We start from the raw sequence: 26583 nt of genomic DNA, 5'->3' as shown, positions 1-26583 counted from the left end.
GGGAGAATGCGTCAGCGCCCCAGCGCCGCAACGATCTTCGCGTGCACGCCGCCGAAGTCGCCATTGGTCATCACCAGCACACGATCACCAGACTGAGCTTCGGCAACGATGCCGCCGACCAGCGCGTCGAGATCGGCATGCACGCGCAGACGCGAGCCGACGTCACGCAGCGCATTCGCGGCATCCCATTTCAGGTCGGGCCGCGCGTAGACGAAACACAGATCGGCATCGCGCAGGCTGTCGGCGAGTTCATGCGCGTGCGTGCCGAGTCGCATCGTGTTCGAGCGTGGCTCGAGCACGGCAAGCACGCGGCCCGGGCCGGCGCTGCGCAAGGCTTCGACGGTCGCGGCAATGGCCGTCGGGTGATGGGCGAAGTCGTCGAACACGGTGACGCGGCGCGCTTCACCGACGCGTTCGAGCCGGCGGCGGACGTTGCGGAACTGCGCGAGGCCTTCGATCAGCTTCGCGATCGGCGCGCCGGCGTGATGCGCGGCGGCCATCGCGGCGAGTACGTTGGAGCGGTTGTGTGCGCCGGCCAGCGGCGACACAACGCGGCCATGCGCGGCGCCGTTCACGGTCAGATCGAAGCCGTCGGCGGTGGCTGTCGCTGACCAACCCTGCGCGTCGTCGAAGCGCGCAACCTCGCTCCAGCAACCCTGTTCGAGCACGCGCGCCAGATTGTCGTCGCGACCGTTGACGATCAGGCGGCCGCTGCGCGGCACGGTGCGGATCAGATGATGGAATTGGCGCTCGATGCTCGCGAGGTCCGGAAAGATGTCGGCATGGTCGTACTCGAGATTGTTGAGCACGGCGGTGCGCGGCCGGTAGTGGACGAACTTGCTGCGCTTGTCGAAGAACGCAGTGTCGTATTCGTCGGCTTCGATGACGAAGAACTTCGACGTGCCCAGCCGCGCCGAGATGCCGAAATTCTGCGGCACGCCGCCGACGAGGAAGCCCGGCGCGAGGCCGGCATGCTCAAGCAGCCAGGCGAGGATCGCACTGGTCGTGGTCTTGCCATGCGTGCCGGCAACCGCGAGCACGTGGCGCTCGCGCAGCACGTTCTCGGCGAGCCACTGCGGCCCCGACGTGTACGGCAGGCCGGCGTCGAGCACGTATTCCATCGCCGGATTGCCGCGGCTGACGACGTTGCCGACGACGACCATGTCCGGCGCCGGCTGCAGGTGCGCCGGCTCGTAGCCACGCATCAGCGTGATGCCGAGCGCTTCAAGCTGGGTCGACATCGGCGGCCAGGCGTTGGCGTCGGAACCGGTGACGGTATGGCCGGCTTCGCGCGCAATCGCGGCGATGCCGGCCATGAAGGTGCCGCAGATGCCGAGAATGTGGATGTGCATGCGCGATCAGGCCGGCGGAATGAACAGCGCACCGGCGATCGCGCCCGCGAAGGCGACGCAGAACAGCACGGCGAACGCGGCGATCAGCGCAATGACCAGCCCGAGCCACAGATTGACGTTGGCGGCATGGCGGTAGATGTGCGCGGTGACCGCGAAATTCCAGAAGTTCAGCAGGTTCATCATGAACACGACGCCCTGCGGCATCAGCGGCTTGAGCGCTTCCGGGTCGTTGAGCAGCTCGGGATTTTCGGCGAGCTGCTGCAGGCCGGGGATCAGCTGCGCGAACAGCGGCAGCAGCGCGGCGGTCAGCACGCCCGAGGTCGCCAGCAGGGCGTTGAAGGTCTGGTTGAAGCGCTCCGGCACCTTGCGGGCGCGCAGCACCGAGCGCGTCACCAGCGCCGTACCGCCGACCATCGCGGCGGCCATCGCCACCGCGCTCGGCAGCGGCAGGACCTGGATGAACACGAGCAGATTGGCGAGGCCGGCAAACAGCAGCAGCGGCCCGGTCAGGCGCGGATCGAACGGAAAATCCTGCGGGCCGGCGCGAAAGCCGAGCAAACGGAAGGTGGCGGCGGCGATTTGCGCAAGCATGGCGCTTTGACTTCAGTCATGAGGCGGAATGAGGCGGTATTCTAGTCGACATGACAGCGGCACCGGCCCGCCCCCCTGGCACGGCCGCCGCACGACAGACATACAAAAACAAGACCTAATGCCCTATCAGTTGATCAACACCCCCGACGCGCTGGCGGCCGCCGCCGCGCGCTGGAAAACCAGCAGCTTTCTGGCCGTCGATACCGAATTCATCCGCGTCGACACCTATTACCCGCAGCTGTGCCTGGTCCAGGTCCGCGACGAGCAGGAATCGGCGCTGGTCGACACGATCGCGCTGACCGACCTGACCCCGCTGCTCGATGCGCTCTACACGCCGGGCATCGTCAAGCTGTTCCACGCCGCGGGCCAGGACCTCGAAATCCTCGTGCGCCTGCGTGGCCGTTGCCCGCAGCCGCTGTTCGACTCGCAGATCGCCGCGACGCTGCTCGGCATCGGCGACCAGATCGGCTATGCCGGCCTGATCGAGAAGCGCGTCGGCGTCACGCTCGACAAGAGCCTGTCGCGGACCAACTGGGCGCGGCGCCCGCTGACCGGCCCGGAAATGGACTACGCCGCGGCCGACGTCGAGTACCTGGCGCAGATCTACCCGAGCCTGCAGGCCGAGCTGGCCGAGCGCGGACGCCTGGCCTGGATGGCCGAGGACTGCGCCCGCCTCTGCGAAGCGGACCAGTACCGCACGCTGCCGCAGGACGCCTGGGAGCGACTCAAGGGCCTGGCCCGCCTCAGTCCGCGCGAGCAGACCGTCGCCGCCGCCCTCGCCGCCTGGCGCGAAACCGAGGCGCAAGCACGCGACCGTCCACGCAAATGGATTCTCGACGACGAACCGCTGTACCGGCTGGCCCAGCGTCTGCCGCGTACAGAGGCCGAGCTGTCCGCGCTCAATGCGCTGCCGCCCAAGACCCTGGCGCGACACAGCCAGGCGCTGCTCGATTGCATCACCGCGGCGCTGGAACAACCGGCGCAGCTGCTCGCCAGCGAAGACGAACTGGATGCGAGTGCGAAGGCGCGGCTGAAAACCCTGCAATCGGTGGTTCAGGCGCGCGCGCTGGCGCTGGAAGTGCCGGTCAGCTATCTCGCGCCGCGCGCCGATCTGCTGCGCCTGCTGCGGCAAGGCGCGCAGGCGGATGCCCAGGTGCTGCGCGGCTGGCGCCGCGAGGCCTGTGGCGAGACCTTGCTGGCGGCGCTGTGATCCGACCGGGGTGAAACCCGGGTGCGTGCTCACCGCCACCGCACCGCCCCGGGTTTCACCCGGGCTACAGAAGCTACAAAAGCCCAAATAAAAAGCCCCGCATGACGGGGCTTTTTCAATGGACGGAAATCTTACTTCAGCGCTTTGACGATGCGCTCGAAAATCTGCTCGAGGCTGCCGACGCCATCGACCGTCACGACCTTGCCCTGCGCCTGGTAGTAATCCAGCAGCGGGTGGGTCTCGTCGTTGTAGATCTTGATGCGGTTGCGGATGACGTCTTCCTTGTCGTCCGCGCGGCCTTCCTTCTGGGCACGGTCGAGCAGGCGCTTGATGATCTCTTCGTCGGCGACGGCCAGATGCACGGCCTTGTCGATCGCCGGCTGACCCAGGCGCTTGAGCATTGCGTCGAGGACTTCGGCCTGCGCGGTGTTGCGCGGGAAGCCATCGAGAATGAAGCCCTTCTTGGCGTCCGGCTGGGCCAGACGCTCCTCGACGATGCCGATGACGATGGCGTTGTCGACCAGACCGCCGGCATCCATCGTGGCCTTGGCCTTGCGGCCCAGCTCGGTCCCGGCAGCGACAGCCGCGCGCAGCGCATCGCCCGTCGAAATCTTCGGAATCCCGAAGTGCGCGACCAGCTTTTCGCCTTGCGTGCCCTTGCCTGAGCCGGGGGCTCCCAGCAAAACCATTCTCATCGTAGGGTTCAACCTCGGTAAATATTGGGCGCGACGGCGTCTACGACCGGTCCCCGGGGGCCGCGCGGCTGGGGAAAGTAACCGCTCGCCGCCGAGCCCGTCAACACACGGCTCTGGAAAATCGCCCTTTTCCCGTATACTTAAGGGCTTACCAGCAATCACATCCTGCTGCAGCGGCCTTTCGCCCGGTCTGCGGCAATCAACACCAACCGCACAGAGGCAGCGCAAGACATGGGTATCGAAGCACTGGGTCCCGGCGAGAAGGCTCCCAACGAGTTCTACGTCGTCATCGAAATTCCGGCCTACGGCCCGCCGGTCAAGTATGAAGTCGACAAGGACACCGGCCTGCTGATGGTCGACCGCTTCATGAACGTCGCAATGAGCTACCCGGCCAACTACGGCTACGTGCCGAAGACCCTCGCCGGCGATGGCGACCCGGTCGACGTGCTGGTCATCACCCCGCACCCGGTCGTGGCCGGCTCGGTCATCAAGTGCCGCGCGGTCTGCGTGCTCGACACCGAAGACGAAAAGGGCACCGATGCCAAGCTGCTCGCGGTGCCGGTCGACAAGGTCAGCAACGGCGCCTACGACCATCTCAAGGACCTGGCCGACGTGCCGGAACGCGTCAAGAACGAGATCCACCACTTCTACAGCTCCTACAAGGCGCTGGAAAAGGGCAAGTGGGTCAAGATCTCCGGCTGGCGCGACGCCGCCGCCGCGCGCAACGAGATCGCCAAGGGCATCGCCGATTACAAGGGTTGAGTAAAGGGGCTGAACGCCCCGGCCGCTTGAGCCGCAGGTAGTTCGATCAGATCGACGCCCCTCCCCAAGGAGGGGCGTCTTTGTTTCGGGGGCTGTGCATGTCGAATTCGGAATCCTGTGATGTCGCCGTCATCGGTGCCGGTTTCGCCGGCCTGAATGCCGCCACCCGCCTGCGCCGGGCCGGTCTGTCGGTGCAGGTCATCGAAGCGCGCGAGCGCGTCGGCGGCCGGTCGATGCCAGGCACGCTCAACGGCCGCACGCTGGATCTCGGCGGCCAATGGGTCGGCGTGCACCACGACCGCCTGCGCGCGCTGGCGGCCGAAGCCGGCGCCGCGCTCGTTCCGCAATACGTGCAGGGCGACAAGCTGCTGCAGGTCGGCGACAGCATCAAGCGCTACAGCGGCCTGATTCCGCCGATCTCGCCGCTGACGCTGGTCGAGATGCAGCTCGCGCTCACCCGCCTCGGCCAGCTGCAGAAGCGCGTACCGCTGGAGGCGCCGTGGGACGCGAACGAAGCGAGGAAGCTCGACAGCATGACCGTCGACGCCTGGCAGTCGCGCTGGCTGCACAGCAAGGGCGGCCGTGCGCTGATGGACATCGCGGTGCGCGCGGTGTTCTGCGCGACGCCGCGCGAACTGTCGATGCTCGGCTTCCTGCACTACCTGCGCGCCAACGAAAACTTCGATGCGCTGCTGTCGACCGATGCCGGCGCGCAGGCGCTGACCGTCGAAGGCGGCATGCACAGCCTCGCGCGTTTTCTGGCCGCCGGACTCGGCGATGCCCTGCAACTCAATGCGCCGGTGCGCGCCATCGAGCAGAACGGCGATGCGGTCACGATCCAGCTCGACGGCCGCCAGCTCAGCGCGCGGCGCGTCGTCGTCGCGATGGCGCCGCCGGCGGCCAACCGCATCGCCTGCTCGCCCTGGATGCCGGCGCGCGAGCAACTGGCGCAGCGCATGCCGATGGGCTCGGTCATCAAATGCCTGATCGCATATGAAAAGCCGTTCTGGCGCGCACAGGGCCTGACCGGCGAATTCGTCAGCACCCACGCCGCGTTCTCACCGGTGTTCGACGTCTCGCCCGCCGATGGCTCGCACGGCGCGCTGATCGGCTTCTTCGACGGTCCGGACGCCGTGCGCTGGAGCGGCGCGACGCCGGCAGCGCGCAAGGCCGAAGTCATCGCGACGCTGGTCCGCGCCTACGGGCCGGAGGCCGCGCAGTTCATCGACTACGTCGACTACGACTGGATCGCCGATCCGTATTCGCGCGGCTGCTACACCGGATTGTGGACGCCGGGCACGCTGACGGAAGTCGGCCATGCACTGCGCGAGCCGGTCGGGCGCATCCACTGGGCCGGCACTGAAACCGCGAGCGAATGGTGCGGCTACATCGAAGGCGCACTGATGTCGGGCGAGCGCGTTGCCGACGAGGTGCGCGCGGCGCTGTCGTAGCCCGGGTGAAACCCGGGGCTTTCGGTTGGTTCATGGGCACTCCCGGGTTTCACCCGGGCTACGGCGGCGTCAAAGCACCGCCATCACGTCGGTGCAGGCGCTGAGCGTGTGGTAGTCGGTGAGACCGGAGAAGCAGGCTTCCTCGTCGTACGAACTGTTGTCCGGCTTGCGGATGCGATGCCAACAGCCTTGCTGCGGGTCGACGAAGACCTTCCAGCTGTAACCGGCGATACGCTCGTACCAGTCCCAATGCTGCGCGGACGACAGGCGCTGCCCGAGCAGCGCCGCGGTCGCCATGCCTTCGATCTGCACCCAGCTGTACTTGTCGCTGTCGTACGGTGCGCCTTCGGGATCGTAGCCGTAGATCAGGCCGCCGTGCTGCGCATCCCAGGCGAGCTTGATGGAGACATCGAACAGCTCGATCGCACGCTGCAGCCGCCAAGGCTGCGCTGCGTGGCGGTCGAGCAACAGCAGCAGCTTCGCCCATTCCAGCTGATGGCCCGGCTGCAGGCCCCAGGGCCGGAAGATGTTCGTGCGATCGCCCTTGTTGTAGTCCCAGTCGACCTGCCAGTCGGCCTTGTAGTGCTCCCAGACCTGGCCGCCGCACAGCGCGGCCTGGCGATTGACCATGACATCCGCCAGCAGCGCCGCGCGCTCGAGGTAGCGCGCCTCGCCGGTCGCCTCGAACGCGGCAAGGAAAGCCTCGCACAAATGCATGTTCGGGTTCTGGCCGCGATAGTCCGAGACTCGCCAATCGGCGCTCGCCTCGTCGGCGTAGAGGCTGTGCTGCGGCTCCCAGAAGCGCCGCTCCAGCACCTGCCAGGTTTCGTCGATCCACGGCCGCGCCTCGGCAACGCCGGCTTCGGCCGCCTTCGCGTACGCGAGCATGACGAAGGCGAGGCCGTAGCAATGATTCGTCGCATCGACGATCGCGCCGTCGCGCAGGATCCAGGCATAGCCGCCGCTCGCGGCATTGCGATGCGCGTCCCTGAGAAACCTCAGGCCGTGGCGGATCGCGTCGAGGGATGCCGGCTCGCGAAACTCGCGGTAGGCGAACGCGTAGTTGATGATCATCCGCGCGCTGCTGACCAGATGCTTGTGTGCCGGATCGGGCACCGAACCGTCGGCGCGGAAGAATTGCAGATAGCCGCCGCCGGCATCGATGCAGCGCGGATGGTAGAAGCGCATCAGCTGCGCGAGATGGGTGCGCAGGAAGTCGCGCGAGCGGAAACGGCTGGTGTCGTCGGACATGAAGTCTCTAGGTGGCAGACAGCAACGCGTCCACTTCAGCGGGCGATGGCGCATGCGCGCCCTTGCGCACGCAGGCTGCCGCAGCGGTCGCCGCGGCGTAGCGCAGATGCACGGCCGGCTCGCGCTCCGGCTGCCTGAGCAGGCTGGCGAGATAGCCGCCGATGCAGGCATCGCCCGCGCCGACGGTGTCGGCCACATCGACCTTGAACGCCGCCTGCTCGATCGTTGCCGACGGCGCATGCAGCGTGATGCCCTGCGCGCCGCGCGTGTAGAGGACGACGGCAGCGGGCGCGATGCTGCGCACATGGGCGAGCGCCGCGGCGGGATCTGCGCCCGGATAGATCTGCAGCAGGTCTTCGTCGGAGATCTTCAGGATGTCGGCCAGCGCGGCCATGCGCTCGAAGATCACCGGAAAGTTCGCGTCCATCAGATTGCGATAGTTCGGGTCGTAGCTGATCCGCACGCCGCGCCGCTTGAGATCGGCGGCAATCCGGTACAGCCGCTCGCCGAGCGGCTGGCGCACGAGGCTGATGCAGCCGAAGTGCGCGAGTTCGCACTGCGCCTGCCAGCCCTCGGGCAGGCGGTCCGCATCGAAGGCGAGATCGGCACTGTCGTTGCCGAGGAAGAAATACTGCGGCGGATGCGCCTGATGCACCATCGCGATCAACGGCGCCTTGTCCACCGTCTGCGCGAAACGCAGGTCGAGCCCGGCGATCTGCGATTGGTCGATGATCTCCTGGCCGAAGAAATCGTCGCTGACCGCACCGCCCCAACCCGTCGCCACGCCGAGCGTCGACGCGACGCGCGCGACGTTCCAGCAGGCGCCGCCGGCGACGCTGTGCCAGCTGTGCTCGCCGCTGCGGACAAAATCGGTCAGCGCCTCGCCGAAGACGAGAAAGCGGGGCAACGGCGGCGTGGTGTCGGACATCCGGAATTCCCTGTCGAGCGCGGCGGAATCTTATCAGCGCGGCAGCGCGCCGATGTTCTGATTCCAGCAGCGCACTTCAAGCGCGCCGGGCAGTTCCGTGCCCAGCGCATCACGGACGATCACGGTCCGCGATTCGGCCGGACGCAGATCGAAATAGTTGTCACTGTAGCGAGCGGTCGCCTGCGCGGACCCGATCTGCACCGCGAGCAGATACGTCGACGCGGTGACCGAGACCCGCAGCTCGTGCGCTGCCGTCCGTTCGACGACGACCTCCGGGCTGGCATCCGCCTGCAGCGCGAGGTCCTTGACCGGCACCAGCAGATGCCGGTTCGGCAGGAACTGCTGCTGCGCCGATTTCACGCAGAGCATCCGGTCGCCTGCGGCCGGCGCATCGCCCGACCAGATCGCGGCGCTCGTATTGGCGGGCAGCGCATACGGCACGCTCACCGACCAATCCACGACGCCCTGGAAATCGATCAGATCGACGATCGCCTCGCCGCTCAACGCCTGCAGGCTGTCATTGGTGATCCACAGCTCGACCTTGCCCAGGTCCAGCGGTCTGAACGACGCCAGCACCGGCGCGTAGGCGCGCGCCGTCGAGAAATAGGCGGCCTTGCCGACGCCGTCGTAGTCGATCAGGCTCCAGCTGATGCAGGGCCAGCAGTCGTTGAGCTGCCAGATCAGCGTGCCCGAGCAGTGCGGCTTGCGGCGGCGGAAATGTTCGATGCCGAACTTGAGGCCTTCGGCCTGCGTCAGCATCGTGAAATCGATGTACTGCTCCAGCGTGCTGGGCAAGCCGGTCACCGGGATCAGCATCGCGTTGACCTTGTCCTTCGGTTCGTCCTTGATGCGCTCAAGAAAGCCCTCGGTCCCGAGCTGCAGATCGGCGGGTTCCATCCAGCGCCGCAGCGTCGACAACGCCGGTGCGGACTGGATGCCGAACTCGCTGATGAAGCGCGCCTGGTCCTCGGCGTAGCGGGTGTAGGCGACGCCGGCCGGCGTGCGGTCGAGACCACCGACCAGCTCCTTGTCCGGCACCGGCGGAATGCCGTGCCAGACCGTCCAGTTGTGAACGTCGCCGGCGCGCATGCTGTTCGGGCTCGGCCCGCCGAAGGGACTGCCCGGCCAGTACGGCGTTTGCGCATCGAGCCGCGCGACCGCGTCCGGCATGATCTCGTCGTAGTACAGCGCGCCCTGCAGCGCCTGCTCGGTCTGCGCCAGCTGGTTCATCAGATCCTGGATGACCTGGCACTCGTTGTTGCCGCACCACAGCGCGAGCGACGGATGATTGCGCAGGCGGCGGATCTGGTGGTCGACCTCCTCGCGCACGCTGTCGATGAAGGCCGGATCGTCCTGCGGATACGGCGCGCAGGCGAACATGAAGTCCTGCCAGACCAGCACGCCGAGCTGGTCGCAGAGGTCGTAGAACAGTTCGTGTTCGTAGATGCCGCCGCCCCAGACGCGCAACATGTTCATGTTGGCGGCAACGGTCTGGCGGATCAGGTCCGTGTAGCGCACCTCGTCGATCGTGCCGACGAAGGAGCTGACCGGAATCCAGTTCGCACCGCGCGCGAAGATCGCGACGCCGTTGAGCAGGAAACGGAAGAAGTGGGTGCCGGGCTCGTCTACGTCGGCCGACATGTCGAGCGCGATCGTACGGATGCCGACCCGCTGCGACAGCGCATCGAGCTGCGCGCCGTTGGCGAGCAGATTGACCCTGACCGTGTACAAGGGCTGCGCACCGAGGTCTGCCGTCCACCACAGCTGGGCGTCGGCCACGTCGAGCGCGACGCTGCAACGCGGTTGTGCCGGCAGTCTTCGTTGCGCGACGACGGCGCCCTGCGGATCCAGCAGCGCCACCTCGGCGCTGAGGCCTTCAACGGCGCCGTCGATGTCGAACTCGATGCGGACGCTGGCCTGGCGCCCGTTCAGCGCCAGCGTCGTGAAATGCAGGTTCTGCGCGCGCGCTGCGGCGATCCGCTCCAGGCGCACCGGCAGCCACGGCCCAACCGTCGGCAGGAACGGACCCCAGTCCCAACCCCAGCCGAACTGTGCCTTGCGGATGAAGTTGCGCTTGTTGACCGCGGTCTTCTCGCTGGCCATCGCCCACAGCGTCATGCTGCGATCGGCCACCTGGCGGCTGGCCGGCAAGAACACGATCGCCAGGCTGTTGGTTCCTTGCGCACGCAGGCGCTTGCTGACGTCGAAACGCCAGGGCCGGAACATGTTGTTCGCCTGGCCGAGCAGCTCGCCGTTGAGATAGATCGCCGCGAAAGTGTCGAGACCCTCGAACAGCAGTTCGACACGTTCGTTGCCCGTAGCGGGCGCGGCATCGAATTCGGTGCGCCAGCACCACTCGCGGTCGGCAATCCAGGCGACATCTTTCTCGACGCGCCCCCGGTACGGATGGGCGATGCGTCCCGCTGCCGCGAGCGACAGATAGGTATCACCCGGAATCGCGGCGTCGACCCAGCCGGCCTCGGCCGTCGTCGCGCCATCCAGCGCGGCCACGCCGGTGCCGATCTCGAAATCCCTGATCTTCCAGCGCTCGAACATTGAAATTCTCCTCGGTCGGCAAGCCTTGCCGGCCTGCTCTTGTCTGCTTGCAGTATGCCGGCAGCGTCTGACATTGCCTGTCAAAAACTGGACAGCCGGTCTGCGAGTTGAACTGATGTAAGGTGTCGGGATCAGGAGATCGCGATGCCGAAAAGCCCCTCGGAGCAGGGACAGAAGCATGGAGCCATGACGACGGAAGACATCGCCGCCGTGGCTCAACTCATCCGCCAGTGGCGCGGATTCTTCTACGTGCCCGCGGAAGCGCACCAGTGGCTTGCCGAGCGTGCCAGCTTCAAGCACTTCAGCGCCGGCAAGCTGGTCTACATGTCCGGCGATCCGGCGACGCACATCTACGGCGTGATCAGCGGCGTGTTCCGCATCTACATGAGCTCGCAGGGCGGCGATCAGATCACGCTCGAGGAAGTCGTCGCCGGCTGGTTTCCGCATGTGGTGCCGGCCGAGCCGCCGCGCTACTTCGCGAACTGCATCTGCCAGCAGGACGCCACCGTCGCGGCAATTCCATATCCGGTCGTGCTCGAGTTCGCCGAGCGCTGGCCGCTGTACTACAAGGGTCTGTACCGAGAATTCGGCGATCGCGCCGGCGCGATTGCCGCCCGCATCGAACTGCTGAGCCTGCACAACCTCAAGGTCCGCCTGGCCGTGTACTGGCTGCGCCTCGCCAAGGTGCGCGGACGCTCCGATGCGGACAGCACGATCTGGATCAGCGCCGAGGACAGCCAGACCGAAGTCGGCTCACGCGTCGGCGGTACGCGTCAGGGCGTCAACACGATCCTCAAGGGCTGGAACAAGAGGAAGATCATCGAATCGCGCAAGGACGGCGTGCGGATTCTGGATGTCGCACGCCTGACCGCCGAAGCCAGCGGCTCCGGCTTCGACGTGCAGGCGTATCTCGCCGGTTATCACGGCGGCTGGCAACGGCCCTGACGCTCAGGCCTTGCCCAGCGCGCGCTGCGTCGCTTCGTGAGTCGCGCGCGTGATCGGATAGAAACCCAGCGCGGCGATCGCCAGGCCGCAGAGGCTGCCCATCGCGATCACATAGGTCCAGGCGAGGTGATCGACGATCTGCGGATCGACGGTCTCCGGATTCGCCTGCTCCGGAAAACCAATCACGGTCAGCGCGACGCCGGACAGGAACACGCCCATGCCGGACACCGCCTTGTTGGTCATGATGAACGCGGCGAACATCAGGCCTTCCATGCGCCGGCCCGCCTTCAGCTCGAAATGGTCGGCGACGTCGGCGCCCATCGACGTGGCAAGCACCAGCGCGGCGATGACGCACATCGTCAGCAGCACGTTCTTGACGACCAGCCAGGGCAGCAGCGCATCGATCTCGCGCGGCATCAGTCCCATCAACGCGAGCACGACGGGAACGATGACGACGGTCAGCGCGATGCTGTACAGCGTCATCGTCGTCTCTTTCTTGCCATAGCGCTTCGACAGCTGGATGACGATCAGCGCGAGAATCAGGCCCCAGATCAGCGAGCCGGCAATGACCGCGAGATGGTCCGCGTTGAGGCGCCAGAAATAGGTGCTGACGTAAGTGCCGATCGTCGTCGAGAAGCCGACCGCGATCGCGAACAGCATCGAGCACGCGAGAATGCTCAGATACGCGCGATCCTGCAGCAGGATCTTCATGCCGCGCCACAGCTCGCCCAGGCCGACGCGCTCCTCGTTCTGGTTGCTCGCCAGCGTAGGAATGCGGTGATGGGTGCCCCACGCCGACAGCAGTACGCAGAACAGCATGACGATCGCGGCGGCCATGCCGTAGTGCGCGTAGCCGCTCGCATTCAGCTGACCGACCGGCTGTTCTGCGGTGGGTTGCAGAAACAGTTTGAACACCAGCACCGCCATGCCGACGCTGCCGACGGCGAGAAACATGGCGCGATAGGTCGCGATGCTCGTGCGCTCGTTGTAGTCGTTGGTGAACTCCGGCAGCAGGGCCGACGCCGGAATCTCGTAGCAGGCCAGCGCGACGCGCACCGCGACCGACGTCAGCAGCAGGTAGACGAACTGCATCTCATGGCTGCCGGCCGGCGGCGACCACAGCAGGAAGTAGGCGAAGGCGAGCGGCAGCGCCGACGCATACATGAACGGATGGCGGCGGCCCCAGCGCGATTTCAGGTGATCCGAGTAATGGCCGATCAGCGGATCGGACACCGCGTCGATCATCATCGCGATCATGATCGCGGTGCCGACCCACGACGCCGGCAGGCCGACGACCTGGTTGTAGTACAGCATCAACAGCGTATTGAAACCCTGATCCTTGATACCGAAGGCGACCGTGCCCAGGCCATAGGACAGCTTGGTGCGGATCGGCAACTTGCCGGTGGCGACTGCGGTGCTCATGCGCGCTCCCAATAGAGTCGCAGGGCTTCATCCGGCTGGGCATCCAGCCTGCACCGCGTGTCAAAGATCATCGTTGCGCGCTCGCGCGTGTCGTATGGCACCCAGTTCGGCATGCCCATGGCGACCGGCCTGCCGTCGCGCGCGAAGCTGACCATCGCATCGCACAGGATGTCCGACAGGGCAGCGGTTTGTGCATCGTCGCTGAGCAGGGCCTTGACCGGCGCCGTGCGGAACAGCAGCGCAACGTCGATGGCGTGCACCGAACGCAGGCCCGGCAACACCGATTCGTAGTCGATCTGGAACAGCCAGGTACGCCCCGGGTGGCCCGCGGCATGCGCCGTCGCGGCGGCAATCGTCGGCATCCGGTAGAACGCGTCGTTGTTGACCTGCGCGACGATCTCGCCGCTGCCGGCGCCGGGCATGTGCTGCGCATAGTGGCGACGCGCCGCGCGCAGGTCGGCGCCCGGCACCAGTCCCTTCAGATTCGCCGAGAACAGCCGCGCCGAAAGTCCCTGCCACACGGGCAGCATCAGCGAGAACAACTGGCCGTCGTGCGCGCAGGTGCCGAGCATCAGGTCGATCTGGTTGGGCGTGCCGCCGGAATAGCTGTCCATCGGCGCCTGCGGCAGGAATGCCGTGCCCGTGGCCGCACCGAGGAACGGCACGCGCAGATGCCCCAGCGAGCCGTAGCGCGCGGCATGCTTGCCGCTGAAGATCCGCTTCGAGATCGCGGCGCTCAGCTGACGTATCGCCGGAGCTTGGAGCGCGGCCAGCGCCGCGCTGTCGCCGGGGGTGACGCCGACGTCCTGCAGCACGTCGCGGGTCAGTGCGTGGTATTCCTCCGCGGGTGCGCAGGTGCCGGCCATGCCGCCAAGGGCAATCGCGCGCTTGAACAGGCCGCTGGCCAGCGGACTCGCGGCGAGCTGGTAGATCGCAAACGCGCCGGCCGACTGGCCGAACAAGGTCACGCACGAAGCGTCGCCGCCGAAGTTGGCGATGTTGTCCTGCACCCAGCGCAGCGCGCAGAGCTGATCGAGGAAAGCGCGGTTGTCTTCGCAGAGGCCGTCGGCAAACAGGCCTGATCCGTGCAGGAAGCCGGGTGCGCCGAGGCGGTACTGGATGACGACGCAGACGGCGTCGCGCTGCGCAAAGCGGCTGCCGTCATAGACCTCGCTGGCGCTGCCGGTGGCAAAGCCGCCGCCGTGAACCCAGACCATGACCGGCAGCTTCGCGTCGCGATCGACACTGGGCGTCCACACGTTCAGCAGCAGGCAGTCATCGCCTTCGGTGAGAACATGCTCGCCGCCGAGCGCTTCGAAATAGCTCGTGCGCGTCTTCAGGAACGACAGGCGCGGGGCACGGGAGCCGAACTGCATGCAGGCCGGGCCATACTGGCTCGCATCGCGCACACCCTGCCAGGCGCCACGCGGCACCGGTGCACGCCAACGCGCAGCACCCGTCAAAGGCTCCGCGTACGGAATGCCCTTGAACGAATGGATTCCTCCAACGACGCTGCCACGCAGGGCGCCGCTGCCGATCTGTACCGTCGTCATTCTTATGTTTACCCCTCTCGCACTGCCTGCATCCTAGGCGTCGGGCATGACGACGGCTGTCAAAAGCAGGACATCCCAAAACGCCGCCGGCCCGACGCCGGCAGATGTCCGGTTTTTGACAGCCAAGATGTTACGTGGGGCTCATATTGGCGCCGCGAGGCCGACAAAGAGCCCGAGGAGAAAGAAGTGTCAAAGAGATCGACGACCGGCGTCCTGCCGTGCAGCGCGTTCAGTGCGCTGTGGATGTTTTCCACTGTGACGATGGCGCAGGAACCGCCGCCCGAGCCGCAAGAATCCACCGAACCGGAACTGTCCCTCTTCGCCGAACCGACCGACGCGCCCGGCGACGCGCCGCAGATGCCGGTCGTTGCCGACTCGATTCCGGTGCAGGAACTCAGGCCCGAGACGACCGACACCGCGATCAAGGAGCCGCCACGCGCGGCGCAGCTTGAAGAGATCGTCATCACCGCCACCAAGCGCTCGCAGTCGCTGCGCGACATTCCGGCATCGATCAGCGCGTTCAACGGCCAGGATCTCGAGAACGAGGGCAAGATGGGCCTCGCCGACTATCTCGAAGAGACGCCGGGCGTGACGCTCAACACGCTGTCGCCCGGCCTCGTCCGGGTGTCGATCCGCGGCATCAGCACCGATGCCAATCCGCTCGGCGGCATTCCCTCGCCGACCGGCATCCTGATCGGCGACACGGCGTTCTCCGATCCCTATGTCTCCAACGTGCAGCCCGACCTGAGCGCCTTCGATCTGTCGACGGTCGAAGTGCTGAAGGGACCGCAGGGCACGCTGTTCGGCGGCGCCGCACTCGCCGGTGCGATCCGCTACGTGCTGCAGGAACCGATGATGGGCCAGTGGCAGCTGCGCGCGTTCAGCCAGTACCTCGATCCGGAGGAAGGCGGCAGCGCGTTCACCAGCGGTGTTGCCGTCAATGCGCCGTTGTACGAGGACCAGCTCGCACTGCGCGTCGCCTACGTCAACCGCAACTATCCGGGCGTCACCGACATCAGCCGCGATCCGCGCCAGGAAGACGTCGACGAAGGCAGCGGCGAGCAGTACCGCGGCATCCTCAGCTGGCAGCCGACGACCAGCCTCGGCATCAAGCTCACGCATCTGCAGCAGGACTACTCGACGCCGAACGCGGCCACCACGTCGGACACGCGCGAGCGCCGCGAGAACGACAAGCGCGTACAACCGCAGCCGGTCAACAACGAGTTCACGCTCGACAGCCTCGAGATCGGCTACGACTTCGAGTCGATGAAACTGACGTCGCTGAGTTCGTACGTCACCAAGGACCTGTTCATCTTCTCGGACTCGACCGCCAGCCTGTACGGTCCGCCGCCGGAGAATTTCCCGATGGCGCTCGCGGCGTTCGGAACCATCATCGACGACTCGGAAGCCTTCGCGCAGGAAATCCGCCTGCAGTCGACCGACAGCGACGATTTCCAGTGGCTGGTCGGCGCGTACTACTACGACTTCAAGGTGATGTTCGAACTGATCACCGACCTCAACGCGCACCAGGCGCTGATCGGCAACGGCAGCCTGCTCGACCGCCTGCTCGGCGGCCTGCCGGTCGATCTCGGCAATCTCTACGACGAGACCACCCTGCTCTACGCGCTGTCGAACACCGAGGCGACCGAGACCGCGGTGTTCTTCGACCTCAGCGACCGCTACTGGGATCGCCTCGAACTGTCGGCCGGCGCGCGCGTGTACAGCACCGAGGTCAACGGCGGCTTCATCGGCAAGGGCATCGTCGCGCGCGCGAGCAACAACGGCCAGAACATCAACTTCGCGGCCAATGCCCTCAAGGAAGACGGCGTCAGCCCGAAGCTGTCGGCGACGCTGCACTTCACGCCGGACGTCTCGATGTACGCACTGGCCAGCCGCGGCTTCCGTTTCGGCGGCGTGCAGAGCATCCCGTCGACGCCGAGCAACGGCGTGCCGGCGGTCTACAAGTCCGACACGCTGTGGAACTACGAACTCGGCCTGCGCACCAGCTGGTTCGACAACACGCTGCGCTTCGACATCACCGCGTTCTATATCGACTACAAGAATCCGCAGATCCAGCAGGCCACCGACGCGCTGCTGCCGCTGAATTTCACGTCGAACGTCGGCGCCGCCGTGAGCAGTGGCTTCGAGGCCGGCCTGCGCTGGCTGACGCCGCTGCCGGGCCTGACGCTGACGCTCAACGGCGGCCTGACCGACAGCCACACGACCGAGGACTTCGTCGCCGCCGACGGCACCCCGGTGCCAGCCGGCGCGCAGATGCCGGGTGCCGCCGAATCGCAGTACTCGGTGGCGCTCAACTTCCTGAGCAATCCGGGCATCGTCACCACCGGCCTGAACGTCGACTACAGCTATGTCGGCAAGGGCTACGGCGACATCACGCACCAGCACGAGATCAACGACTTCGGTACGCTCAACGGCAACATCGTTCTGGGCACCGATGCCTGGGCCGTCAGACCGCAGCTTGCGCTCGGCGTCTCCAATATCCTCGACGAAACCGGCGTCAAGGGCGGCACCCGCGCCAACCCGATCGCCGGCGCGGCCTACGACACGTTTCTGCTCAACATGCCGCGCACCTATTCCGTGCGCCTGAGTCTGGAGTTCTGAACATGCTGCGCAACTTCAAACGCAAGCTGGCCCTGCTGATGGTCGGCAAGCTCTGGCAGAGCTTCCGCAGCGGCCTCGACGTCGCCGCGGTGCCCGGCTGCGGCGGCACGGTGTTTCTCGGCGACAGCATCACCCACATGGCGCGCTGGGAATTGCTGTTCCCGACCATCGCCGTGCGCAACTACGGCATCGGCGGCGAGCGCAGCGACGATCTGCTGACGCGCCTGGAACCGGTCATCCGCATCCAGCCGACGAAGCTGTTCCTGCTGATCGGCACCAACGACCTCGCCGGCGGCTTCACGGTCGACGAGATCGCGGCCAACGTCGCGACGCTGCTCGACGAGCTGCATCGCGCGCTGCCGGAATGTCGGCTGCATCTGCAGGGCGTCATGCCGCGCCAGCGCAAGTTCGCCGCGCGGATTCGCGCACTGAACGAGCGCTACGCCAAGCTGGCAGCGGAACGCGGCATCGCGTTCATCGACCTGTTTCCGCATTTCGACGATGGCAGCGGCGAGCTGCGCAAGGAACTGACCTACGATCGCCTGCACCTGACCGGCCTCGGTTACGGCGTCTGGCGCGACGAGATCGCGCCTCTGGTCCTCGCGCCCTAGGGCGGCACCGGCCACAGCCACGCGGCGCCGCGCACACCGCTGGAATCGCCATGCGCGGCGGCGACCAGCCGCGTGTCGACGCGATCCGAGAACACCCACTGCCGCCACAGCCGCGGCACGTTCGTGTAGACGCGCTCCAGGCGCGACAGGCCGCCGCCGAGCACGACGACATCCGGATCGAGAATATTGATCACCGTCGCGAGCGAGCGCGCCAAGCGATCTTCCCAGCGCAGCAGCGTCGCTTCAGCCTTCGCGTCGCCACCCTGTGAACGCGCAACGATCTCCTCGGCGCGCAGCGTCTCGTGGTTGACGCGCTGGTGATCCTCGGCGATGCCGGTGCCGCTGCAATACAGCTCGATCGCGCCATGCCGGCCGTCCCAGCCGAGCGGCCCCGGCACCTCGTCCCACTCCGGCCGCGGCCAGGGCAGCGGGTTGTGTCCCCACTCGCCGGCAATCGCATTGGGACCGGCCAGCAGCTTGCCGTCGATCGCGATGCCGCCGCCGACGCCGGTGCCGAGAATCGCGGCGAACACACAGGACGCGCCCGCCGCCGCACCGTCGCTGGCCTCGGACAGCGCCAGGCAATCCGCATCGTTGGCGATACGCACGCGCCGGCCCAGGCGCTGCTGCAGATCCTCGAGCAGCGGCCGGTCGTTGAGCCAGGTCGAACTGCAATTCTTCATCAGGCCGGTCAGCTTGGAGCGCGCGCCTGGGGTACCGGCGCCGATCGGCAGGCCACCGCGACCGACATCCTGCTCCAGCGCCGCGACCAGATCGACGATCGTCGCCAGCACGGCAGCGTAGTCATTGACCGGCGTAGGAACACGACGCCGGGTCAGAATGGATGAGTCGGCACCCAGGACGATGCCTTCAATCTTGGTGCCGCCGAGATCGATGCCAAGCCTCATCGCCGCACGCCCGCCTCTTCAGGAAGCTTCATTAAATATTAGTCATCCGGGCATCTGTTATTGAAAACAACTCTCATTCTGGAATAGCATCGCTGCGACCCCCAGCCGCCCCGCCTGCGGCATTCCCTTCAGGGAGCATCCATGAAAACTCTACGCAAAGCCCGTCAATGGCAACATTGGCTGATGATTCCGGCCGTCACTCTGACGGTGACCGCCTGCGGCGGCGGTGGCGGCGGTGGCAGCAGCGGCCCGACCGATGCGGAGAAAGCGGCGGTCATCGACAACTACGCGGATGTCGCGTTCGCCACATTCTCGGACGCCCTCAGCGATGCGCAGGCCCTGCGCACCGCCATCAACGCCTTCGTCGCGGCGCCTTCGGCCGTCACGCTGACCGCAGCCAAGACCGCGTATGCGACGTCGCGCGAAACCTATCAGCAGACCGAAGCGCTGCGCTTCGACGAGGCGTTTGTCAGCAACTCACCGGACAGCGACGGCGGCCTCGCCAGCATCGATGCCTGGGAAGGTCAGGTCAATGCCTGGCCGCTCGACGAGGCGCTGATCGACTATGTCGACGGCAGCTACAGCGGCGGCGCACCGGATGCCGGCGCCAACGTGATCAACAACACCTCGATCACCGTCAACGGCGAAACCGTCGACACCAGCACGATCGACAAGGCCCTGCTGGTCAGCCTCAACGAAATCGGCGGTTCGGAAGCCAATGTGGCGACCGGTTACCACGCCATCGAGTTCCTGCTGTGGGGCCAGGATCTGTCGCAGGCGCAGTCGACGCCGGGCCAGCGTCCGTTCACCGACTACGCGCCGGGCAGCGCCTGCACCAATGGCCGCTGCGGTCGCCGCGGCCTGTATCTGAAGGCCGCCGCCGATCTGCTCGTCGACGATCTCACCGCGATGGTTGCCGAATGGAACCCGGCTTCGACCGGCAAGACCCTGCGCACCGATCTGCTGGCGCTGAACGTCGACATCGCGCTGCAGCGCATGTTCTACGGCATGGGCAGCCTCGCTCTGGGCGAACTCGCCAGCGAACGCATGCGCGTTGCGCGTCTGGCGGATTCGCCGGAAGACGAGCATGACTGCTTCAGCGATACCTCGTCCAACTCCTACTTCTACGACGGCAAGAGCGTCGCCAATCTGTACCGCGGCCAGTACACGCCGCGCAGCGGTGCCGCGATCTCCGGCCCTTCGCTGTCGTCGCTGGTCAGCGCCGTTTCGACCGAGGATGGCGATGCGACCGAAGCGGCGCTGACCGCCGCGCTCGCCAAGTTGCAGCTGCTCAAGGATGCGCAGGCTGCCGGCAAGACCTTCGACTATCTGATCGACAGCAACGATCCGACCGAACTGGTCCGCAACGCCGAGAACGGCCTGGTCGACTTCACCGAGCAGCTTGAAATCGGCGCCGACGCGCTGGGCATTTCGGTGGACAGCGACCCGGGCACGACCAACCCGGATCCCTGATCCGTCGCACACAAGAACCCGCTCTATATCCAAGCAAACGCCCAGACAATGAGCACGAACTTCAATCGCGGCCTCGCGGCCGCGATCTTCGTTTTTCTGTCGGCTTGCGGCGGCGGATCGGGCGGTGAACCGCTGGACCCGTCGCGCTCCGGCGGCGACACGACCGTCTTCCTGAGCAGCTCCGACGCCTTCTCCCTGCCGGCGGCGAATCTGTCGGGCTCCGAACGCGCCGACTTCCAGGCCGGCAACAGTTTCTTCCGCAATCCCTGGGTGATCGCGCCGTCTTCGACGGATCTGCGCGACGGTCTGGGCCCCATCTTCAACGTCAGCAGCTGCCAGGCCTGCCATATCCGCGACGGTCGCGGCCATGCGCCGCAGACGGCCGACGACAATGCCGATTCCCTGCTCGTGCGGCTTGCCGTGCCGGCAACCAGTCCGGCGCAGCTTGCGCTGCTGCAGAACGGCCTCGCGGCCAACATCGCGGAGCCCAGCTACGGCGGGCAGATCCAGGACCGCTCCAACCCCGGCGTTCCGCGCGAAGCCAAGGTCCGCATCCAGTGGAGCCTCGAAACCGTCACGCTCGACGACGGCACCGGCGTCGAGCTGCGGCGCCCGGCCTTGCAGCTCAGCGAGCTGGGCTACGGCGCCTTGCAGCAAGACACCGCGCTGTCGGCACGCATCGCCCAGCCGATGATCGGCCTCGGGCTGCTGGAATCGATTCCGGACGCGACCATCCTCGCCCGCGAGGACATCGACGATCGCAACCGCGACGGCATTTCCGGCAAGGCCAATCGCGTGTTCGATCCCGCCAGCAACACAACCGCGGTGCTCGGCCGCTTCGGCTGGAAAGCCCTGACGCCGAGCGTGCGCGTGCAGATCGTCGCCGCGTTCAACGGCGATATCGGCATCACCAGCCGGCTGCTGCCGGATCAGCCCTGCACTGCGGCACAGACCGCGTGCAGCGAACAGGTTTCCGGCGGAGAGCCAGAGCTGGACGACGAAGTCCTCGGCCTTGTCGAGTTCTACTCGCAACATCTCGCGGTGCCCGGCCGGCGCAATCTCGATGACGCCGACGTCCGCGCCGGCGAACAGCGTTTCACGTCGGCCGGCTGCGCCGCCTGCCATGTGCCGCATACGCGCACCGGCGAGATCGAAGCGCGACCGCAGCTGTCGAATCAGGACATCTTCCCCTACAGCGATCTGCTGCTGCACGACATGGGCGACGATCTCGCCGACGGCGTCAGCGAATTTCTCGCCAGCGGCAATGAATGGCGCACGCCGCCGCTGTGGGGCATCGGCCTGACGCAGGTCGTCGCCGGCGATCAGCCGATCGGTTTCCTGCACGACGGCCGCGCGCGCACGCTGCTCGAAGCGATTCTCTGGCATGGCGGCGAAGCGCAGAGCGCTCGCGATGCCGTCGCCGCGATGAACGAGACCGAGCGCGCCCAGCTGCTCAAGTTCCTGGAGTCCCTCTGATGCGCCGCTCGATACCGCTGCTGGCCGCCGTGCTGCTGATCGGCGGCTGCGATCACCAGACACCGAGTTCGGCGAACGACATCAATGCGGCACTCGGCCGCAGCCTGATCGTGCCGAACTTCGCCGCCAGCGCGGCGAACGCGACGACTCTGGCCGATCTCGCCAGCGGCTATTGCGCGAGCCCGTCGAGCGCATCGCTGAGCGACGTGCAGACCGCCTGGCGGCAGGCCTGGCTGAGCTGGAAGCGCAGCTCGCTGTTCGTGTTCGGTCCGCTCAGCGACGAAGTGCGTCAACGCATCGAGTTCTTTCCCGATCCGCGCAATCTGGTCGAGGCACGCGTCGACACCCTGCGCCAGCAAGCCACCGCGCCGACGCCGGACACGGTCGCCTCGTCGCCCGCGCCCGCGCAGGGATTCCCGGCGCTCGAATATCTGCTGTTCTCCAGCAAGCCCGCCGCCGACAACGATTGCGCCGCGCTGGTCGCGATCTCGCGCTACCTGCAGACCCAGCTGCAGGCCCAGGCCAACGCCTGGCCGCCGTATGTCGAAAACCAGCTCGCGAAGTCCGGCGCCACCGGCCTGACCTCGCTGGTCGAGACGATGACGCGCCAGATCGTCGCTTTCCGCGACGACGAACTCGGCGCGCCGCTGGGCGTGAGCAGCGGCAACAGCGCCAAACCGGCACTGGCCGCGTCACCGTACGCGCAGGCATCGCTCGCCGGCATGCGCGCCGGTCTGGAGACGATGACCGCGACGCTGCAGGGCGTCGATGAAGAACCGGGCCTGGCCTCGCAGATCCGCACGCGCGGCGCCGGCACCTATGCCGACGATGTGCTCGCCTTGCTGCGCCAGACGGTCGACGGACTCGACCGGGTCGATCTGGATTTCGGCGCCGCAGTCAGCGACAGCGAAGGCCGCGAGCAGCTGTACAGCGTCTACGACGGGCCGTGCCGGCTGCTGCGCGATCAGCTCGCGCAGCTGGGCGGCGCGGTCGGCGTGACGCCGGGCTTCAACGCTACCGATGGCGATTGACGTCCGACGCCGCGCGGTTCTGATCGGGCTCGGCGCCACCGGGCTGCTGCCGCTGCTGGGCTGCGGCAGCCGCGGCGGCGATACGTTATTGCTTTCGTCGTTCCGCGACGCCGTCGGCCGGCACATGCTGTGCGCCTTCGATGGCAGCGGCCGGATCCGCTGGCAGCGCGCGGTGCCGGAGCGCGCACACGACATGGTCGTGCACGCAGCGACACGCCAGGTGGCATTTGTCGCGCGCCGCCCCGGCCATCATGTGTGGCTGCTGTCGCTCGACGACGGCCGACTGCATCGCGAATTGCGGATTCCTGCCGCGAGCCATTTCAACGGCCACGCCGTTTTCAGCGACGACGGCTCGCGCCTCTACACGACGGAAACCGCCTATGCGCCGGCACGCGGCTGCATCGGCATCTGGGACCTTGCCAGCGGCACACGCAGCGGCGAATTTTCCAGTCATGGACTCGATCCGCACCAATGCCTGCACCTCGGCGACGGCAACACGCTGGTCGTTGCCAACGGCGGTCTGCTGACCGCCGCGGACGACGAGCGCAGCAAGCTCAATGTCGACCGCATGGCACCCAATCTCGCCTATCTCGATCTGCGGACCGGCGCGGCGACCCGCATCGAAACCCTGCCGCAGCATCAGCTCAGCATCCGCCATCTCGCGCGCCTGCCCGGCGGACGCATTGCCGCCGGCCTGCAATACGAAGGGCCGGCGGCGGACCTCGTTCCGCTGGTTGCGATCGCCGCTGCCGGCGCCGGCTTCGAAGCCCTGCCGGCGCCACCGCAGGGTTGGCCGTCGTTCAGTCAGTACGTCGCCAGTGTGCAGGCGGACAGCAGCGGCCGTTATCTGGCGGCCAGCAGTCCGCGCGGCAACTGCTTCGGCATCTGGGACGCGGATCAACGCAAGGCGCTTGAACAACATGCGCTCGGCGATGTCGCCGGCATCGCGCCGTCGCGCGATGGTTTCGTGCTGACCAGCGGCCTGGGCCTGCTCGCCGCCTGGCAGCCGGGCCGGGCGCTGAAGACCGTGCCACCCAGCTATCCGGGCCTGGCCTGGGACAACCATGCCGAGAGCAGCGGCATGTCGAGCTGATGGCCGTACTGATTTTTCCGTGGGTCCGCCGCACGGCGGCCTGTCGTTTTCGAGTTCGCTGGAGATGATCGTCATGAGTTCCGTATCGAGTCGGCTTGCCGTCGGTCTGGCCCTGGCATTGCCGCTGTGCGTGCAGGCGCAGACCGCGGGCGCGCCTGCGGCACCGAGCAACGCCGAGCTGTACCAGATCATCCAGTCGCTGCAGGCGGAAGTGCAGGCGCTCAAGGCGCAACTCGACGCGCGCGGCGCCGCACCGCCCGCAAATGCCGGCGTCGATGCGCTGAGCAAGAAGGTGGAAGCGCAACAGGCGCAGATCGAAGCCTTGGCGGACGTTGCCGAAGCCGCGCCGGCGAAGGCGCCGGCCGTGCACTTCGGCGGCTATGGCGAGATGTACTACAACAACCTGACCGCGGACGATCCTTCGTTCGATGTCGAGGAACTCGACTTCGCGCGCTTCGTGCTGTTCACCGGTTTCGATTTTTCCAAGCGCATCCGCTTCGCATCCGAACTCGAAGTCGAGCACGTCATCGCCGCCGACGGCGCCGGCGGCGAAGTCGAGCTTGAACAGGCTTACCTGCAGTTCGATCTGAACGATCGTTACACGGCGAGCGCCGGTCTGATGCTGCTGCCGGTCGGCATCATCAACGAAACCCACGAACCGCCGACGTTCTATGGCGTCGTCCGCAACGATGTCGAGACGATCGTCATCCCGGCAACCTGGTGGGCCGGCGGCATCGGGTTGACCGCGCGATTCGGCCAGGGTCTGCAGTGGGACATCATGGCGCACGAAGGTCTGAAGATTCCGACGCTCGGCGGCAACGCCTTTGCGGTCCGCGCGGGTCGCCAGAAGACCTCGAATGCCGACGCCTCCGATCTCGCCTACACGACGCGCCTGCGCTACACCGGCATCGCCGGCCTCGAGCTTGCCGGCAGTCTGCAATACCAGAGCGACGCCAGCCAGGCCGCCGACGATGGCATCGACAGCGCGGTCTTCTATACCGCGCATGCCGTGTGGTCGAGCGGCGGATTCGGCCTGCGCGCGCTGTACGGCGGCTGGTCGCTGTCGGGCGAAGCGATCGAAGCGGCGGACGCCGATCGCCAGAACGGCTGGTATGTCGAACCGAGCTATCGCCTGCTGCCGGATCTCGGCTTCTATGCGCGCTACGAAGATGTCGAAGGGGCGCGTCTGCAGGACCGCTTCACGCAGTGGGAAGGCGGCGTGAACTTCTATCCGCATCCACAGGTGGTGCTGAAGGCGGACTATCGCGCGCGCGACTTCGACCTGTCGTCCGAAAGCGGGCGCAAGTTCGATGGCTTCGATCTCGGACTTGGCTATCAGTTCTAGACCGCTGCTGCTCGCCGGCCTGCTGGTCGTCGGCGCGATCGGCGGCGTGCCGTGCGCGTCTGCGAATGACGCCGTCGAGACGCAGTACCAGAGCCAGGAGGATTTCCTGGCGACCTGGTTCGGCGCGCAGGTTCCCGAGTCGCGACTGTTCTGGCTGACCGGCCGCTTGCGCGAACAGGCCACCGAAGTCCTCGGCCACGCGCCGGCGACTGCGCGGTTGCGCTACTGGAAAGCCGGCCGGCGCAGTGCCTGGATCCTTGAGGAAATCGGCAAGGAACGGCCGATCACCGTCGGCATCGGCATCGATGCCGGCCAGGTCGGCGCCTTGAACATCCTCACCTATCGCGAGACCCGCGGCTGGGAAGTGCGCAACACGTTCTTCACGCGCCAGTTCATCGGTGCGCAGCTGAGCCCGGCGCTGCAGCTCGATCGCGGCATCGACAGCATCTCCGGCGCGACGCTCTCGGTGCAGGCGGTGAGCCGGCTGGCACGCCTTGCCCTGCTGCTGGACCAACACAGCGGCACTACGCCGTGAAACAGCTGCGCAACTGGCATCGCTGGATCGGCGCAGGTTCCGCCATCGTCGTCGTGCTGCTGACGATCAGCGGCATCGTGCTCAATCACGCCAGCGACCTGGGCCTCGATCGTCAGCCGGTCGAGAACCGCTGGATCCTCGACCGCTACGGCATCGAGATCGACGCGCCAACGCTCGGCTATCCGGTCGACGCGCACTGGATCAGCACCGCCGCCGGGCAGCTGTACTTCGATGACCGCGCGGTGGGCGTCATCGATCAGCTCGGCGGAGCAGTCGTCTCAGGCGCGCTTATCTTCGTCGCCGGCCATGAGGTGTTGTTCCTGCTCGATGCCGACGGTGCGCCGATCGAGCGCATCGAGCGAGCGTCGCTGCCCGGCAGCATCCGCGGCATCGGCCTGCTGGGCGATCAGCTGCTGCTGCAGACCACGACCGGCCTTTATCTGGGCAACGCCGATACGCTGCAGTGGACCGCGACCAACGCCGTCGCCATGGCCCCTGCCGCCGCGCAGACACTGCCGCCGGCTTTGGCCGGCAAGATCGCCGCGCACGCGCGCAGCGCCGAGCTCAACTGGGAGCGCGTGCTGCTCGATCTGCACAGCGGCCGGCTGCTCGGCACGCAGGGCCGCTGGATCGTCGATGCCTTCGCGCTGGCCTTGCTGGGCCTCGCGCTGAGTGGATTTTGGATCTGGTTGAGCTCCGGCCGCAGGCGCTGAGATTCCCGCGCAGCCATTTGACCGCGGCTCCTGCACCGATCTACCGTCCGCTGCATCGCG

At 66.8% G+C, this 26583-nt stretch carries 22 protein-coding genes; 13 read left to right on the top strand and 9 right to left on the bottom strand.

Annotated elements, in window-relative coordinates:
* Positions 1-11: 11 nt before the first annotated feature.
* Together mpl and AC3WUF_RS05060 are read right to left on the bottom strand one after the other, a co-directional pair.
* Positions 12-1352 carry a UDP-N-acetylmuramate:L-alanyl-gamma-D-glutamyl-meso-diaminopimelate ligase gene (mpl, locus tag AC3WUF_RS05065; protein WP_492423048.1) on the bottom strand — a complete coding sequence of 447 codons (1341 nt, stop codon included), beginning with the start codon at positions 1350-1352 and terminating at the stop codon, positions 12-14.
* 6 nt (positions 1353-1358) lie between these two features.
* Positions 1359-1943 (bottom strand): hypothetical protein, encoded by a 585-nt coding sequence (locus AC3WUF_RS05060; protein WP_492423046.1) that lies wholly within the window; start codon positions 1941-1943, stop codon positions 1359-1361.
* A gap of 118 nt (positions 1944-2061) precedes the next feature.
* On the opposite strand from AC3WUF_RS05060, the gene rnd reads away from it, so the two are divergent.
* Positions 2062-3153, top strand: coding sequence for a ribonuclease D (gene rnd / locus AC3WUF_RS05055; protein ID WP_492423044.1), 1092 nt, complete (start codon positions 2062-2064; stop codon positions 3151-3153).
* Between the two features lie 131 nt (positions 3154-3284).
* Here rnd and AC3WUF_RS05050 read toward each other — a convergent pair whose 3' ends face one another.
* Entirely contained in the window at positions 3285-3848 is a 564-nt protein-coding gene (locus AC3WUF_RS05050; RefSeq protein ID WP_492423042.1) for an adenylate kinase, read from the bottom strand.
* Positions 3849-4079: 231 nt separating this feature from the next.
* On the opposite strand from AC3WUF_RS05050, the gene ppa reads away from it, so the two are divergent.
* Together ppa and AC3WUF_RS05040 are read left to right on the top strand one after the other, a co-directional pair.
* Entirely contained in the window at positions 4080-4610 is a 531-nt protein-coding gene (gene ppa / locus AC3WUF_RS05045; RefSeq protein ID WP_492423040.1) for an inorganic diphosphatase, read from the top strand.
* Between the two features lie 98 nt (positions 4611-4708).
* Entirely contained in the window at positions 4709-6061 is a 1353-nt protein-coding gene (locus AC3WUF_RS05040) for a flavin monoamine oxidase family protein (protein ID WP_492423038.1), read from the top strand.
* Between the two features lie 69 nt (positions 6062-6130).
* Here AC3WUF_RS05040 and AC3WUF_RS05035 read toward each other — a convergent pair whose 3' ends face one another.
* From AC3WUF_RS05035 to AC3WUF_RS05025, 3 genes are read right to left on the bottom strand one after another with little or no spacing between them, the layout of a single operon-like run.
* The gene (locus tag AC3WUF_RS05035; protein ID WP_492423036.1) at positions 6131-7312 is read right to left on the bottom strand and encodes an AGE family epimerase/isomerase; all 1182 of its coding nucleotides are present in this window, start codon (positions 7310-7312) and stop codon (positions 6131-6133) included.
* Positions 7313-7319: 7 nt separating this feature from the next.
* Positions 7320-8240, bottom strand: a complete 921-nt coding sequence (locus AC3WUF_RS05030; RefSeq protein WP_492423034.1) for a carbohydrate kinase family protein — start codon at positions 8238-8240, stop codon at positions 7320-7322.
* 33 nt (positions 8241-8273) lie between these two features.
* Positions 8274-10796 carry a beta-mannosidase gene (locus AC3WUF_RS05025; protein WP_492423032.1) on the bottom strand — a complete coding sequence of 841 codons (2523 nt, stop codon included), beginning with the start codon at positions 10794-10796 and terminating at the stop codon, positions 8274-8276.
* A gap of 144 nt (positions 10797-10940) precedes the next feature.
* Here AC3WUF_RS05025 and AC3WUF_RS05020 point away from each other — a divergent pair, with 144 nt between their 5' ends.
* Positions 10941-11741, top strand: a complete 801-nt coding sequence (locus AC3WUF_RS05020) for a Crp/Fnr family transcriptional regulator (protein ID WP_492423030.1) — start codon at positions 10941-10943, stop codon at positions 11739-11741.
* Between the two features lie 3 nt (positions 11742-11744).
* On the opposite strand, the gene AC3WUF_RS05015 is transcribed toward AC3WUF_RS05020, so the two are convergent.
* Both AC3WUF_RS05015 and AC3WUF_RS05010 read right to left on the bottom strand, forming a co-directional pair.
* Positions 11745-13163 carry an MFS transporter gene (locus tag AC3WUF_RS05015; RefSeq protein WP_492423028.1) on the bottom strand — a complete coding sequence of 473 codons (1419 nt, stop codon included), beginning with the start codon at positions 13161-13163 and terminating at the stop codon, positions 11745-11747.
* Positions 13160-14716, bottom strand: a complete 1557-nt coding sequence (locus tag AC3WUF_RS05010) for a carboxylesterase/lipase family protein (RefSeq protein WP_492423026.1) — start codon at positions 14714-14716, stop codon at positions 13160-13162. The genes AC3WUF_RS05015 and AC3WUF_RS05010 overlap by 4 nt, the downstream gene beginning before the upstream one ends.
* A gap of 186 nt (positions 14717-14902) precedes the next feature.
* On the opposite strand from AC3WUF_RS05010, the gene AC3WUF_RS05005 reads away from it, so the two are divergent.
* A complete protein-coding gene (locus AC3WUF_RS05005; RefSeq protein ID WP_492423024.1) occupies positions 14903-17338 on the top strand; it encodes a TonB-dependent receptor in 2436 nt (811 codons plus the stop codon).
* A gap of 2 nt (positions 17339-17340) precedes the next feature.
* Positions 17341-17949, top strand: a complete 609-nt coding sequence (locus AC3WUF_RS05000; RefSeq protein WP_492423022.1) for a GDSL-type esterase/lipase family protein — start codon at positions 17341-17343, stop codon at positions 17947-17949.
* Here AC3WUF_RS05000 and AC3WUF_RS04995 read toward each other — a convergent pair.
* Positions 17946-18857, bottom strand: coding sequence for an ROK family protein (locus AC3WUF_RS04995; protein ID WP_492423020.1), 912 nt, complete (start codon positions 18855-18857; stop codon positions 17946-17948). The genes AC3WUF_RS05000 and AC3WUF_RS04995 overlap by 4 nt on opposite strands.
* Before the next feature lie 141 nt (positions 18858-18998).
* Here AC3WUF_RS04995 and AC3WUF_RS04990 point away from each other — a divergent pair, with 141 nt between their 5' ends.
* From AC3WUF_RS04990 to AC3WUF_RS04960, 7 genes are read left to right on the top strand one after another with little or no spacing between them, the layout of a single operon-like run.
* The gene (locus AC3WUF_RS04990; RefSeq protein ID WP_492423018.1) at positions 18999-20330 is read left to right on the top strand and encodes an imelysin family protein; all 1332 of its coding nucleotides are present in this window, start codon (positions 18999-19001) and stop codon (positions 20328-20330) included.
* 48 nt (positions 20331-20378) lie between these two features.
* On the top strand, positions 20379-21806 hold the full coding sequence (locus AC3WUF_RS04985) for a di-heme oxidoreductase family protein (protein ID WP_492423016.1): 1428 nt from the start codon (positions 20379-20381) through the stop codon (positions 21804-21806).
* The gene (locus AC3WUF_RS04980) at positions 21806-22837 is read left to right on the top strand and encodes an imelysin family protein (protein WP_492423014.1); all 1032 of its coding nucleotides are present in this window, start codon (positions 21806-21808) and stop codon (positions 22835-22837) included. Before AC3WUF_RS04985 ends, AC3WUF_RS04980 begins: the two co-directional genes overlap by 1 nt.
* Positions 22827-23930 (top strand): DUF1513 domain-containing protein, encoded by a 1104-nt coding sequence (locus tag AC3WUF_RS04975; RefSeq protein WP_492423012.1) that lies wholly within the window; start codon positions 22827-22829, stop codon positions 23928-23930. Before AC3WUF_RS04980 ends, AC3WUF_RS04975 begins: the two co-directional genes overlap by 11 nt.
* 19 nt (positions 23931-23949) lie before the next feature.
* The gene (locus AC3WUF_RS04970; protein ID WP_492423010.1) at positions 23950-25275 is read left to right on the top strand and encodes a porin; all 1326 of its coding nucleotides are present in this window, start codon (positions 23950-23952) and stop codon (positions 25273-25275) included.
* Positions 25259-25810: an FMN-binding protein gene (locus AC3WUF_RS04965; protein ID WP_492423008.1), complete on the top strand. Its 552-nt coding sequence runs from the start codon at positions 25259-25261 to the stop codon at positions 25808-25810. Before AC3WUF_RS04970 ends, AC3WUF_RS04965 begins: the two co-directional genes overlap by 17 nt.
* Positions 25807-26523, top strand: coding sequence for a PepSY domain-containing protein (locus tag AC3WUF_RS04960; protein WP_492423006.1), 717 nt, complete (start codon positions 25807-25809; stop codon positions 26521-26523). The genes AC3WUF_RS04965 and AC3WUF_RS04960 overlap by 4 nt, the downstream gene beginning before the upstream one ends.
* Positions 26524-26583: the final 60 nt, after the last annotated feature.

It is taken from the genome of Fontimonas sp. FW305-C-3 (assembly GCF_058783185.1).
Note: the sequence above shows the minus strand (reverse complement) of the source record. Positions and strands in the feature narration are given on the sequence as shown.